Source organism: Ureibacillus thermosphaericus (assembly GCF_012396605.1).
GTDB lineage: Bacteria > Bacillota > Bacilli > Bacillales_A > Planococcaceae > Ureibacillus > Ureibacillus thermosphaericus.
In genome coordinates this window covers 146175-159456 of sequence record NZ_JAAXPW010000001.1, presented here as the reverse complement: position 1 = coordinate 159456, position 13282 = coordinate 146175, and the positions used below count along the sequence as shown (strand labels likewise).

Sequence of the window (13282 nt, the reverse complement as noted above, 5' to 3'; positions counted from 1 at the left end):
TTGTCTCAATATTAAAGAAAAACAACTCAGTTTATACAAGTGAAAAGCTGCCCGAAAAATAAGAGCGTTTCGGACAGCTTTTATGTTATTATTTTAACTTTACCTTTGTTGAATAAATACTTTCATTATTTAAAAACACATGCCAAATGCCGAATTTAACATCTTGATTTCGTGATAGATGCAACACGTTTTGCAATTGATCTTCTTCTTCTTCCGAGATCAGTAATTTAATTGGTTCCTTCAGCTGAACTGTAATATTATCATTCGCTTTATACTTTCCTTTTTTTACAATCGTTTTCACATCATACTCTTCAAACACCTGATTTGCAAGTTGTTTATGTACTTGCCAATCGTTGGCTTCGTTTAATGTTACGACGATAATGCGTTCATTCTCCTTTTCAAAATACGTTGCAAGAGTTCTTCCAGCTACTTTTGTGTATCCAGTTTTTCCTGCTACAGCGCCAACATTCTCTCGGAGTAAGCGATGTTTATTTAACCACGTCGTTCCATTTTTCGTATTACTTTTATATTGAATCGTTGATGCAATTTTTAAAAAATCTTCATTTTCTAAAGCAATTCTTAACATTTGGGCAGTATCATAGGCACTGGATAAATGCAAATCATGATGCAAGCCTGAAGGATTAGTAAAATATGTTTGATTTAAGCGATAATATAGTGCTTTTTCATTCATTAAATCGACAAATCCTTCAACAGATCCGCCTGCATGTTCCGCTAAAGCGTACGCTGCATCGTTCCCTGATCGAAGCATAAGACCATACAACAATGTTTCTACAGTGACCACTTCGCCTGGTTCTAAATAAATTGATGACCCTTCACTCATTGTAGCCTCTCGAGAAATAACAACTTCATCATCTAAATTGCTATTTTCAATAGCAATAAGTGCAGTCCAAATTTTTGTAAGGCTTGCTATGGGCATTCTTGCATGCTCATTATTTCCAATCAATGTTCTTCCAGTATCTGCATCAATGACAACATAAGATGCTTTTACAACATGATGGAGCGAGAAATAAAACATCAATGAAAAAGCGAAAGTAATGATAAATTTAGCTAATTTCACTTAGCCACTCCTTTATTCATTTTCATTATGAAATACTTCTTGGAACTTTGTCATAAAGAGATCTGTTTGTTCATTTTCAACATCTTCATCACCTTCAGGTAATGGAGGAAGCTCTGATAAATCGGATAGTCCAAAATAATTTAAAAACTCTTTTGTTGTTCCGTAAAGAATAGCTCGTCCTGTACCTTCTGCTCGTCCGACTTCCCGAATAAGGCCTCGTGATGCGAGAGTCTGGATAGGACGTTCACTTTTCACACCGCGCAAGTCTTCAATTTCTGTCCTCGTAATAGGTTGTTTGTATGCAATAATTGCAAGAACTTCTAATGAGGCTGTTGAAAGTACTTGACTATTTGGATTTTCAACTAATTTTTTGATCGTATTTGCTAATTCTGGTTTTGTTGTTAATAAATATGTATCAGACAATTGTTTTATTGTAAGACCAGATGCATCATTATTTTCATAAAGGGTTTTTAACTCACTTAATCCAGCTTCGATATCAACTTCATCTACATCTAATAATTCCGCCAGTTGTTTAACCGTCAGTCCTTCATCTCCTACAACGAATAGTAATGCCTCCATCCTAGCCATCAAGATCTTCGAGTTCACCTAATCGTTCCTCCTTCTGCAAAATCACGGTCAAATCTTCAAAGTTTCTTTCTTGTTCGACGAAAACAACTTGACGTTTCATCAATTCTAACAGCGATAAAAAGGTAACAATGATTGTGGATCTATCTTCATAAGGGAAGAGATCTGAAAAGCTGGATTTACCACCCCGTTTTTTCAGCACATCCACAACTCTTAACATTTGTTCTTTAACTGGAATATCTTGTTTTTTTACAGTCGTTTTTAATGGCTTTCTCAATTGTTTTCTTCGAAGCATTTTTTGAAATGCGTACAGCAAATCATAAATATTGACGTCTGCATTAAACAATGCAAGTTGCTCATCCGGCATAAATGGAGACAGGTCACTTGGCGGCTTTGTAAAGTTCTCTGGTCGATTTTCTTCCATCTTTTTCAATTCAATTGCTGCTTCTTTATACTTTTTATATTCAATTAACTTTAGGACTAATTCTTCCCTTGGATCGGGTTCTTCCACCTCAAATTCTGTCTCTTCCATCTCCCCTTCATGAATCGGGAGTAACATCCGGCTTTTAATTGCAAGGAGTGTTGCAGCCATCACTAAATATTCACTGGCTTCATCCAACTCCAGCACCTTCATTGCTTGAACATGCTCCATATATTGAGCGGTTAATTCTGCCATCGGGATATCATATATATCAATTTCCAAACGTTGAATTAAATGCAATAATAAATCAAGTGGTCCTTGAAAAGCATCTAGTTTTACTTCATACATATGTCACACACCTTGCGTTTCATATTAAAAAATGAGTATAGAGAAAAGAGGTTCATATTCACTATGCATCCCTTATTTCATCCGCTATTTATCGATTTTTGCGCATATTTCAATGGTAATCAAGATTATTTTGAATGTCACGAAGTTTTAGAGGAATATTGGAAGACAATTGCACCTGGAAAAAAAGAACATCCTCTCGTTGGGTATATACAATTGGCGACCGGCTTATATCATTGGCGAAGAGGAAATCTTCGCGGCGCTCATCGCATAATGAGAAAAGCCTACAAAAAATTTTTATCCAATCAAGGACATCCATTTTTTGATTATATCGATTTTCAGCAATTATGTAACGATTGTTTAAAAAGTATTGATGCCATAGAAAACAATCAACCATACAAAGCTATTCAAATCAAATTGATGAATCGTGATTTAATAGAAAAAGTCAATGGCAAGATTTCATCACTTCCACCGTTGTCCCATGAATTTCTTCTTCATAAGCATATGCTGCGCGATCGTTCAGATATTCTAACAATGCGTGAAGAAAAAAGAAATGGCAGACGTTAATTTTCGTCTGCCTCTTGTAAGCTATGTAAGCATTTCTTAACAAAGGGTTCTGTTTCTTCACAAGCTTTGATTTCTGTATATTCACCACATGTTTTTAATTCTTTTAACATTTGCTTGGCAATTCCCTCACCTCTATAGGAAGGAACAACCGTAATGTGCTGAATCGTCGCTACAGAATCTTCCTCTAATACGCCTACAATTCCTACATACTCATCATCTTTTTTCCATAAATATAATTGCCAATTGTCTTCTTGTTCATAAGACTGCATTGTTTCCATTAATTTTTTGACGTCCTTTTCTTGGGGCATAAACGAAAGTAAACCCATCGCAATTTTTTCGAGTGATTTTTTATAACGTACTAACATGTATCATTCCCTCGTTTTCTTATCGCATACAAACATTCTTTACTATCGTACACGATTTCAAATTAAGAATCAAATTTCACCCAGAAATTACCAGCATCTCAATTCATTTACTGAAGTTTAGGAATAAGTACAAAAATGTAAAACAATGCCCATACTAAACAAAAAACGACAAAAAATCCTAACAATGTCCATTTTGAAAATTTCACAATTTATTCACCTTGTTTAAATGATATTCTTGATCGTTTAAAATAATATCTTCATAGCTCTCTCTTCTAATTGCTAGTTGATATGCACCCTTTTCCACAAAGACAACTGCTGGTCTCGGCACACGATTATAATTAGAAGCCATTGCATAGCCATAAGCACCTGTACAGAAAATTGCGAGTATATCACCAGGTTCTGCTTGTTGGAGAGGAGCATCCTCAATTAGTTTATCACCAGATTCGCATAGTTTTCCAGCCACAGTATAAGTGTAATCTTTTGGCAGATTTGCTTTATTAGCAATGACAGCTTCATATTTTGCATTGTATAATGCTGGACGAATATTGTCGCTCATTCCACCGTCAACTGCAATATATTCACGGATATTTGGTACGACTTTGTGAGAACCAATAGTGTATAATGTAGTTCCTGCATCTCCAACTAGGGAACGTCCTGGTTCAATCCAAATTTCAGGCATTGCTAAACGACGTTTTGAAGCTTCCTCTTTTACTGTTTTGACCATCTCTTCAACATACACATGGGGTTCAAGAGGACGATCTTCTTCTGTGTAGCGGATGCCAAAGCCACCGCCTAAATTAAGTACTTTACATTGGAAGCCAAATGCATCGTTCCATTCGCCAATTTTTTCAATTAATTTCCCTGCAGCTAAACTAAAGCCGTCCGTTTCAAAAATTTGAGAACCAATATGACAATGTAAACCTAGTAAATTTAAATATTCATGATTCGCAACTAGCTTGAATGCTTCATCCGCTTGACCGTTATATAAATCAAAACCAAATTTAGAATCTGCTTGTCCAGTTGTAATGAAATCGTGAGTATGTGCTTCCACACCAGGAGTGACACGCAATAAAATATTCATCGATTGTTTTCGAGATTCTGAAATTTCTTTTAATAGTTCAATTTCATAGAAATTATCTACAACGATACAACCAATTTTTGCATCAAAGGCGAGGATTAATTCATCATAAGATTTATTGTTTCCATGGAAATGAATGCGTTCAGCGGGGAAGTTTGCCTTTATAGCAGTATATAATTCTCCACCAGACACAACATCTAGCGATAAATTTTCTTCGTTAACAAATTGATAGATTGCAATACATGAAAATGCTTTCGATGCATATGCAACTTGTGCTTCAACACCATGTTTAATAAAAGTGTCTCTAAATGCGCGAGCACGATTTCTTATTAATTCTAGGTCATAAACGATTAGTGGAGTCCCATATTCTTTAGCTAGCTCAACTGTATCAACACCACCGATATGTAAATGGCCATTTTCTCCGATTGTTTGAGTTCCGTATAAGTGCATAGATTCCCCTCCGTATACAAATAAGCTGTCCATGTCAAAAATTCTAACTTTTTCCTCTAAGGATCGGCTAAACACTAAGCATTCCATTTCAACTTTATGAATTCCATCTACCAGTCAGCAGATAAAATGGTAGGAAAGCCCAATTTCGCCAACTTTCCTTGAATTAAATCATCTATACAATATAGATTGAATATTTTGACACTGGACAGCCTTAAATTTTTAGTTTTATGTTTGAACTTTAACATAGGCGCACATCTTTCGCAACTGAATTTAAACACGTTTCCGCTGCTTTGCTCCAACAATATATGGCCTGAGGGCATCGTCTGCCATCGGGAATCGAATGAATACCCTTAAGAAGGCTTTGGGGAAAAATGGTATTAGTGGCCACATGTAAGGAATTTGCATCGGCCTTAGTGCACAAAAATACGAAAAGATGAAGAAGAAGCCGATGAAAAATCCACTTGGTCCAAATAAGGCTGTTAAACCTAATACGATAAAACGGAAATATTTTATGGAAACACTTAATTCGAAGGTTGGAATGGAAAAAGTAAATATTGCGACAACTGCTGCATAAAGTACAACTTCAGGTGAAAATAAACCTACATCAATGGCAATTTGTCCAATGATTACACCCGCTACTAACCCCATTGCAGTGGATAGTGGCGTTGGTGTATGGATTGCCGCAATTCTCAAATATTCCAAACCTAAGTCGGCAATGATGATTTGCAATAATAATGGAATATTCGATTCTTCTTTTGAACCGATAAAATCAAGTGCTTCCGGTAAATATTGCTCATGGGTGGCCAGCAAATACCAAATCGGCATAAATGTTAAACTTAAAAGAATTGCAGTATAACGTAAAAATCTAACGGTTGAACCAACAAAGGGTGATTGTCGATACTCCTCGGCGTGCTGCATTAAGTGGAAGATCGTAATCGGCAGCAAAATAACCGACGGAGACGTATCAACGATAATGGCAATATGGCCTTCAAGCAAATGGGCGGCAACAATATCTGGTCTTTCCGAATACCGAACAAACGGAACTGGGTGAAACCTTTGTTTAAAAATCCACTCCTCTAATGTTTTGTCTGCCATCGTCAATCCATCGTGGTTAATTTCTTCTAAACGTTGCTTCAACCACTTTAAATGTTTGTCATTGACAATATCTTTAATATAGGCAATTGCAACATCAGTTCTTCCGTTTGTTGTGATTTTATATAGTTCAAAACGCAGCTCTGGGCTTCGAATTCTCCTGCGAATGAGCGCCGTATTTAGCATAATGTTTTCAGCAAACCCATCTCGGGAACCTCGAATAACTTTTTCATTATCCGGTTCATCCGGTTGACGACCTGGATAACTTCTTATCTCTGTTAAGTAGGCGTAGCCTTGTTGTGTCACAAACCCAACTTGACCACTTAAAACGCCGAGCAGAAATTCTTCTTTATCTTTCGGCTCAGCTTTTCCATAAAAGTTGAACATATTGTCAAAATAGATGTCGTCATTTTTAACCGGATGAGCAGATTGTTTTTCTTCACTATCAAAATAAAGCGGTGTTAATTGCACAGTGAGCGTCATTCCATCAACAAGACCGCTGATATATACGCATAGTACAGGCAAATCTTTGACATGAACTTCTTTAATGCAGACATCGAAAGATTCATCTTTACCAAATTTTGAATATAAGAACTCTTTCGCTTCATCCAATGATGCAAAAATTTTGTTCGTCATTTATTCACCGTCTTTTTTGTTTTACTTGATGTATTTGATGAAGTATCCATCCATTGTTTTAATTGGGCTAAGATTTTCTTTTCTAGCCTTGATACTTGAACTTGAGATATGCCAAGCCTTTCAGCAATATCCGTTTGCGTTAAATCTAAATAATAACGTAAGTAAATGATTGCTTGTTCTCGCTTATCAAGCTTTTTCAATACTTCTTTTAATGAAATATATTGAAACGGTAATTCAGATTTTTCATCCTTCATTTGATCCATTAACGTAATGGAGTCTCCCTCTGACTCAAACAACTGTTCATGAAGAGACGCCGGATCTCTCATTGCATCAGTTGCCACTAAAATTTCATCTTGTGACACACCAAGCATTTCAGCTAATTCTGAGACTGAAGGCGGCTTCTCATTGGTCTTTAAGTATTCATCGGTGACTTGACGTATTTTATAATTTAACTCTCGGATGGAACGGCTAACCTTCACCATTCCATCATCTCTCAAAAAGCGCTGAATTTCTCCGATAATCATGGGAACAGCATAGGTTGAAAACTTTACATCATATGATAAATCAAACTTATCCACCGATTTCATTAATCCAATACAACCAATTTGAAATAGGTCTTCAAGCTCTACTCCTCGAGAAGCAAAGCGTTGAACAATCGACCAAACGAGCCGCGTATTTCCTTCAATCATCTGTTTACGTGCTTCCATATCGCCGGCCTGAGCAAGCTTAATGAGCTCCCGCATCTCTTCTTGCGTTAACAAAACATTGGACGGCTGTTCGATTGTCCTCATCCCCCTTACTTCTTCCAAATACCTTTAATATTGGCATCCAATTCAAAAATTATTCTTTTAAAACGCAAAGGTGTTGAATTTCACTCATGTTGTTAAGATATTTGCGTCATTTTCATCGAGTGAAATTTTTTGGAAAAAGTAACGACCGTACCAACACCAGGTTCAGATTCCACTTGAAGATGATCTGCAAAACTTTCCATGATTGTAAAGCCCATTCCAGACCGTTCCATATCTGCCTTTGTCGTAAACAAAGGCTCCATAGCTTTTTTAATATCTGGAATCCCCTTTCCTTGATCTTTCACAGCTACTGAAACGACATCTCCTTCGCGAACTGCATGGACAGTGACAATCCCTTTGCCATCCTCGTCATATCCATGAATGATTGCATTGGATACAGCTTCTGAAACAATCGTTTTGAATTCAGATAGTTCATCAATTGTTGGATCTAATTGAGCCACAAAACTTGTTACTGCAATTCTCGCTAAGCTCTCATTTTCACTTAAAGCTACAAATGAAAGTGTCATTTCATTATCCATTCACAATCCCCCTTGCATATAAGATCGCCTCTTCTTCTTTACCCTCCATCACATACTTGCTTAACCCCGAAAATTGAAATATTTTTTTCATCGTATTTGAAGGGTTTAAAATGATGGTTTGTCCATTGACCGCACTTAACTCTCTCATGCGGCCTAAGATGAGGCCAATCCCTGAACTGTCCATAAAATTTAATCTCTCTAAATTCCAAATGATAGTGTGCAGATTTCCTTTTAAAATCGTTTGAGAAATGTGAGTACGAATTTTTTCGGTTTCATGATGATCCAATTCGCCATATAGTCGAATGATGGCAATATCTCTTTCCATATTTATTTCAAAATTCATCCGTTACATCGCCTCCTCCCTTCGCAATTCCACATAGCACGTCAAAATCCCTTTCGGTTGACAATAGTAGAAGAAATTCGCCGAAACTAGTAAAAATACGACAAAATCTTTTAATAATATGTTTTACTCGTTTCTTATGTTTTCTTCATCCACCACCTATACAAACGAATCAATTTGACGAGCTTGCGAAATAACGAAGTACGCTAGTAGAAGTCGATAAACGGATTGCAAGCTCATCTGGAAAGGCGTCATCTATTCATAAATCTATTAATTCACAGCATGCAATTGTCATTAAAGCAAATAATGCTTCAATCCTACAATTCAGTTATCCAACCCGCCTTCCCTTATTCCACTTGACCTATGCTTTTTTGCACTGGAATTTGGCGTCATCATGAAACGTCAAGTTAAGAAGAGATTACCTAATCAGCTTTAGTATGGAAAAAAAGGAAGAATTTTAAACATAATAAGGACAGATTTGATCCAAAATATGGTCAAATCTGTCCTTTCAATCATGTTAACTAATTTTTGTTGTTGATAATTCTTCGCATTCACGGAAAGCGTAATGTTTACATCCAATACAACTGTTTCGGTTAACGCATCCTAATGCGCAATTAATGGCATCTCCAGTATGTTCGAAAAAATTATGTTCACCTATTTCATTTGTTAAACCACTTTTATTTAATAATGTTTTCAAACTTGGTTGTACGCCTGTTACAAGCAGTCGTCCACCTTGTGATTTAAAATTGCGAACAATATTTCTCAAATATGCCTCACCAGTTGCATCAATAAATGGCACTTTCCCCATTCGAAGTACAAGAATTTGCGGTTTATAGTGAAGGGACTTTAAAATTCGTTCTTCAAAGGTTTGGGCTGCACCGAAAAACAGTGGACCTTCAATCGTATAAATACTAATTTGAGGACAATCCCGAGATTCACTTACGACATGGGATTGAACTTTTCCGTTATTTTTATGGTCGGGCAATACTTTCGACACTATCAACATGTCGCTCATTCGTTTCACAAATAACAATATGGCCAACAACAATCCTACAAACACTGCGATTGTTAAACTTGTAAAAACAGTCAGTAAAAACGTAATAATTAATACAAGTGAATCCCCTGATTTTAGTTTTAATACATGAGCAAAATGTTTACGCTCACTCATATTCCATGCAACAACCATTAACACAGGAGCTAAACTTGCTAACGGAATATGCACCGCTAAAGGCGCAAATAACAATAATATGATGAGAACAAATAGTCCGTGAATAACACCAGACATAGGCGATGTAGCTCCGAACTTAATATTCGTTGCTGTGCGGGCAATTGCACCAGTTGCAGGAATACCACCAAATAGTGGCGTCACCATATTCGCTATACCTTGTCCAATTAATTCACGGTTTGAATTGTGTTTACTATTTGTCATGCCATCAGCAACTACTGCAGATAACAATGACTCGATTGCACCTAACATGGCGATGACAAAAGCTGGCCCCAACAAGGACACCAATCGTTCAAGGGAAATTTCCGGTAATTTTAATTGTGGCAATGTGTTAGGAATAGCTCCGTAAGTAGAACCAATGGTAGCCACTTGTCCATTAAAGAAAATAGCAGCAACAACTGACGAAATAACAATGCCCATTAATGGCCCCGGCACTTTTGGCAACACTTTTGGAGTAATGAGGATGATAGCCAAACATAATATTGCAATAAAAATACTATAGACATTCATTGTATTCAAATGAGAGGCGATTTCTCGCATGTTATCAATGAAACGCTCATGCTGCTCCAAACCTTGCAATCCTAGAAAATTAGCAATTTGTCCAGTAAAAATGATTACTGCAATCCCAGCAGTAAAACCGATTGTAACAGGTCTAGGAATATATTGAATAAGCACTCCTAGTCGCAATACACCCATTAATACGAGCATAATTCCCGCCATCAGACCGGCAAGCAGCAAATCTTCATAGCCATATACAAGTACAACGCCTAATAAAATAGGAACAAAAGCACCTGTTGGTCCACCAATTTGATATTTCGATCCCCCAAATAGTGAAATAAGAATCCCCGCAATAATTGCCGTATAAATTCCATACTCTGGCTTCACACCAGAGGCAATCGCAAAAGACATCGCTAAAGGAATAGCGACTATTCCAACAATTGTCCCTGAAACTAAATCTTTTTTAAAAGAATTTAACGAATACCCTTCAAATCTCCCCCGCCAAATTTTACCCACTCTTATCCCTTCTTTAATTTTCTCTTTTATGGCTTTATTAAGTTAATAATATACATTTTTCATATTTTTGTCATATTTTTTATGAAAAATTTAGAACTTTTTTAGTCTCTTAAATTAAGACTATCGAACCCTTTTATTAATAACCATCACAAATTGCAAGAAAACGAAAAAGAGCGAATTGGAAAACTCACCATTCACTCTTTTTAAATCGTCTATTCATTTTGCGTGTATTACTACAAGCTAATATTTCATTCTGCAACAATCCCTTTAATCAAAGAAGGGGCTTCTACTTTTTGATTCGATATGAAGATGTTCGAATATATTCTTTCTTTAATCTCATTGATATTTTCTCGGTTTGAATGAATCGTTGCTAGTGGTTCACCTTTTTCAACATAGTCTCCAACCTTTTTATTTATCACGATTCCAACAGATAAATCAATTTCGGAATCTTTTGTTGCCCTTCCAGCCCCTAAAATCATAGCGGCTACACCGATTTCGTTGGCAATTATTTTTTCTACATAACCTGACTCAGTTGCTGGAATCTCAACTTGAAATTTTGCCTGTGGTAATAAAGTTGGGTCATCCACAATTGATGGATTTCCACCTTGAGAAGCAATAAATGTTTTAAACACTTCCAATGCTTTTCCGTTTGCTAATACATTTTCCACCTTCGTCCTAGCCTCTTTTAGGGTTTGTGCTTTGCCACTAAGATAAACCATTTGTGAGCCAAGGGTTAAACAAAGCTCTTTTACATCTTCCGGGCCATTCCCTTTTAGCACTTCAATTGCTTCTTTTACTTCAAGGGCGTTTCCGACAGCATAGCCGAGCGGTTGACTCATATCGGATAATATGGCAATCGTTCTTCTTCCTAATTGATTGCCGATTTTCACCATTGCATGGGCTAACTTTTCTGCCTCTTCTACTGTTTTCATAAATGCCCCTTCACCGACTTTTACATCTAAAACAATGGCATCAGCACCACTCGCAATTTTTTTGGACATAATGGAACTCGCAATGAGAGGAATACTAGGTACGGTACCTGTCACATCTCTTAAAGCATAGATTTTTTTATCCGCGGGCGTTAAATTTCCGCTTTGACTAACAACTGCCATTTTGATGTTATTGACTTGTTGAATAAACTCCCCGCTAGATAGTTCCACTTGAAAACCAGGAATAGATTCAAGTTTATCAATCGTTCCACCAGTATGTCCTAACCCGCGCCCACTCATTTTCGCAACTGGAACTCCACAAGCAGCCACCATAGGAGATAAACAAATGGTCACTTTATCTCCAACACCACCTGTAGAATGTTTATCACACTTAATTCCTTGTATGGCGGATAAATCAATGGTATCCCCTGATTCTACCATCGCCATTGTTAAATCTGTTCGTTCCTTTTCTGTCATATCTTGAAAATAAATGGCCATCAGTAAACTTGCAGCTTGATAATCTGGGATTGAACCTTCTGTATATCCTTTTACAAAAAATTGAATTTCTTCCGTTGAAAGCTCCTTACCATCTCTCTTTTTCTCAATAATATCCACCATTCTCATTTGACTCACCCCGTTAAATTAAATTAGACAAAAAGCTCGTACCATTTGCCGGTGCGGGAACGTTAAAGTTTTCAGCAATTGTTGCTGCAATATCCGCAAAAGTCTCTCTCAAACCTAAATCTCCTGTTTCTTTGAATCTTTTCGAATATACGAGCAATGGTACATATTCACGAGTATGGTCTGTTCCTTTAAAGGTTGGATCATTTCCGTGATCTGCCGTAATGATGAATAAATCGTCTTCTTTTAACAACTCGAACACTTCTGGTAATCGCTGATCGAATTCCTCCAACGCTTTTCCATAGCCAATTGGGTCTCGTCGATGTCCATACAACGCATCGAAATCTACTAAATTTAAAAAACTTAATCCGTGGAAATCTCGTTTTAACACTTCTACTAATTTATCCATTCCGTCCATATTATCTTTCGTGCGAATGGCTTCCGTTACTCCTTCACCGTTATAGATATCCGAAATTTTCCCAAGGGCAATCACATCAAAACCATGATCTTTAAGTTCATTCATCGTCGTTCTTCCAAACGGCTTGATTGCATAATCATGTCGATTCGCAGTACGAGAAAAGTTTCCAGGTGTTCCTACAAAAGGTCGAGCAATCACACGCCCAACTAAATACTCCGGCTCTAGAGTTAGATTTCGTGCAATTTCACAAATTTTATAAAGTTCTTCTAATGGGACAATGTCTTCATGAGCAGCAATTTGAAGAACTGGATCAGCGGATGTATAGACAATAATTGCTCCCGTCTCCATATGCTCCTGTCCTAGTTCTTCAATAATGGCGGTTCCGCTTGCAGGTTTATTCCCAATTACTTTCCGACCCGTTTTCTCTTCTAGTTGCTTAATTAGCTCATCTGGGAATCCATTTGGATATACTTTAAAAGGTTGATCTACTCGCAACCCCATAATCTCCCAATGACCGGTCATCGTATCTTTTCCTGCTGAAGCTTCTTGCATCATTCCGTAATAGGCTTTCGGTCTAGAAACCTTTTTTATACCTTTTATTTCTCGGATATTTCCTAAACCTAACGCCTCCATATTGGGCATGCGTAAACCATTCATCTCTTCTGCTATATGACCTAACGTATCGCTTCCAACATCGTCGAATTTTTCTGCATCTGGTGCTTCCCCAATTCCTACTGAATCCAATACGATTAAATGAATTCTTTTAAATGGTTTCATTTTTTTCCTCCTTA

13 protein-coding genes are annotated in these 13282 nt (G+C 37.0%); 1 reads left to right on the top strand and 12 read right to left on the bottom strand.

Annotated features, from left to right (window positions below; translation table 11 throughout):
* Positions 1 to 88: 88 nt before the first annotated feature.
* From HF990_RS00810 to HF990_RS00800, 3 genes are read right to left on the bottom strand one after another with little or no spacing between them, the layout of a single operon-like run.
* Positions 89 to 1078, bottom strand: a complete 990-nt coding sequence (locus tag HF990_RS00810; RefSeq protein WP_096550774.1) for a D-alanyl-D-alanine carboxypeptidase family protein — start codon at positions 1076 to 1078, stop codon at positions 89 to 91.
* 12 nt (positions 1079 to 1090) lie between these two features.
* Positions 1091 to 1666, bottom strand: a complete 576-nt coding sequence (scpB, locus tag HF990_RS00805) for an SMC-Scp complex subunit ScpB (RefSeq protein WP_016836913.1) — start codon at positions 1664 to 1666, stop codon at positions 1091 to 1093.
* Positions 1659 to 2432: a segregation/condensation protein A gene (locus tag HF990_RS00800; RefSeq protein WP_016836912.1), complete on the bottom strand. Its 774-nt coding sequence runs from the start codon at positions 2430 to 2432 to the stop codon at positions 1659 to 1661. The genes scpB and HF990_RS00800 overlap by 8 nt, the downstream gene beginning before the upstream one ends.
* A gap of 63 nt (positions 2433 to 2495) precedes the next feature.
* Between HF990_RS00800 and HF990_RS00795 the strand changes: the two genes are divergently transcribed.
* Positions 2496 to 2996: a DUF309 domain-containing protein gene (locus HF990_RS00795; RefSeq protein WP_168411753.1), complete on the top strand. Its 501-nt coding sequence runs from the start codon at positions 2496 to 2498 to the stop codon at positions 2994 to 2996.
* Here the strand turns inward: HF990_RS00795 and HF990_RS00790 are convergent.
* The 9 genes from HF990_RS00790 to deoB all read right to left on the bottom strand — a co-directional run bounded on the left by HF990_RS00790 (position 2993) and on the right by deoB (position 13268).
* Positions 2993 to 3361, bottom strand: coding sequence for a GNAT family N-acetyltransferase (locus HF990_RS00790; RefSeq protein ID WP_096550772.1), 369 nt, complete (start codon positions 3359 to 3361; stop codon positions 2993 to 2995). The genes HF990_RS00795 and HF990_RS00790 overlap by 4 nt on opposite strands.
* Before the next feature lie 202 nt (positions 3362 to 3563).
* Positions 3564 to 4889 carry a diaminopimelate decarboxylase gene (lysA, locus tag HF990_RS00785; RefSeq protein WP_016836909.1) on the bottom strand — a complete coding sequence of 442 codons (1326 nt, stop codon included), beginning with the start codon at positions 4887 to 4889 and terminating at the stop codon, positions 3564 to 3566.
* Positions 4890 to 5159: 270 nt separating this feature from the next.
* Positions 5160 to 6617, bottom strand: coding sequence for a spore germination protein (locus HF990_RS00780; protein ID WP_096550770.1), 1458 nt, complete (start codon positions 6615 to 6617; stop codon positions 5160 to 5162).
* Positions 6614 to 7408 carry a SigF/SigG family RNA polymerase sporulation sigma factor gene (locus tag HF990_RS00775; RefSeq protein WP_016836907.1) on the bottom strand — a complete coding sequence of 265 codons (795 nt, stop codon included), beginning with the start codon at positions 7406 to 7408 and terminating at the stop codon, positions 6614 to 6616. The genes HF990_RS00780 and HF990_RS00775 overlap by 4 nt, the downstream gene beginning before the upstream one ends.
* A 92-nt stretch (positions 7409 to 7500) precedes the next feature.
* Complete coding sequence (gene spoIIAB / locus HF990_RS00770) at positions 7501 to 7944, bottom strand: anti-sigma F factor (protein WP_016836906.1); 444 nt, start codon at positions 7942 to 7944, stop codon at positions 7501 to 7503.
* Positions 7937 to 8287 (bottom strand): anti-sigma F factor antagonist, encoded by a 351-nt coding sequence (spoIIAA, locus tag HF990_RS00765; RefSeq protein WP_016836905.1) that lies wholly within the window; start codon positions 8285 to 8287, stop codon positions 7937 to 7939. The genes spoIIAB and spoIIAA overlap by 8 nt, the downstream gene beginning before the upstream one ends.
* Positions 8288 to 8801: 514 nt before the next feature.
* Positions 8802 to 10523, bottom strand: coding sequence for a SulP family inorganic anion transporter (locus HF990_RS00760; RefSeq protein WP_168411752.1), 1722 nt, complete (start codon positions 10521 to 10523; stop codon positions 8802 to 8804).
* 248 nt (positions 10524 to 10771) lie between these two features.
* On the bottom strand, positions 10772 to 12076 hold the full coding sequence (locus HF990_RS00755) for a pyrimidine-nucleoside phosphorylase (RefSeq protein WP_168411751.1): 1305 nt from the start codon (positions 12074 to 12076) through the stop codon (positions 10772 to 10774).
* Between the two features lie 13 nt (positions 12077 to 12089).
* The gene (gene deoB / locus HF990_RS00750; protein ID WP_168411750.1) at positions 12090 to 13268 is read right to left on the bottom strand and encodes a phosphopentomutase; all 1179 of its coding nucleotides are present in this window, start codon (positions 13266 to 13268) and stop codon (positions 12090 to 12092) included.
* Positions 13269 to 13282 lie beyond the last annotated feature (14 nt).

Excerpts from the sequence above, each read along its gene's own strand:
- scpB (WP_016836913.1), bottom strand. The coding sequence starts at position 1,666 with ATGGCTAGGATGGAGGCATTACTATTCGTTGTAGGAGATGAAGGACTG.
- HF990_RS00800 (WP_016836912.1), bottom strand. The coding sequence starts at position 2,432 with ATGTATGAAGTAAAACTAGATGCTTTTCAAGGACCACTTGATTTATTA.
- HF990_RS00795 (WP_168411753.1), top strand. The coding sequence starts at position 2,496 with ATGCATCCCTTATTTCATCCGCTATTTATCGATTTTTGCGCATATTTC.
- HF990_RS00790 (WP_096550772.1), bottom strand. The coding sequence starts at position 3,361 with ATGTTAGTACGTTATAAAAAATCACTCGAAAAAATTGCGATGGGTTTA.
- lysA (WP_016836909.1), bottom strand. The coding sequence starts at position 4,889 with ATGCACTTATACGGAACTCAAACAATCGGAGAAAATGGCCATTTACAT.
- HF990_RS00780 (WP_096550770.1), bottom strand. The coding sequence starts at position 6,617 with ATGACGAACAAAATTTTTGCATCATTGGATGAAGCGAAAGAGTTCTTA.
- HF990_RS00775 (WP_016836907.1), bottom strand. The coding sequence starts at position 7,408 with ATGAGGACAATCGAACAGCCGTCCAATGTTTTGTTAACGCAAGAAGAG.
- spoIIAB (WP_016836906.1), bottom strand. The coding sequence starts at position 7,944 with ATGGATAATGAAATGACACTTTCATTTGTAGCTTTAAGTGAAAATGAG.
- spoIIAA (WP_016836905.1), bottom strand. The coding sequence starts at position 8,287 with ATGAATTTTGAAATAAATATGGAAAGAGATATTGCCATCATTCGACTA.
- HF990_RS00755 (WP_168411751.1), bottom strand. The coding sequence starts at position 12,076 with ATGAGAATGGTGGATATTATTGAGAAAAAGAGAGATGGTAAGGAGCTT.
- deoB (WP_168411750.1), bottom strand. The coding sequence starts at position 13,268 with ATGAAACCATTTAAAAGAATTCATTTAATCGTATTGGATTCAGTAGGA.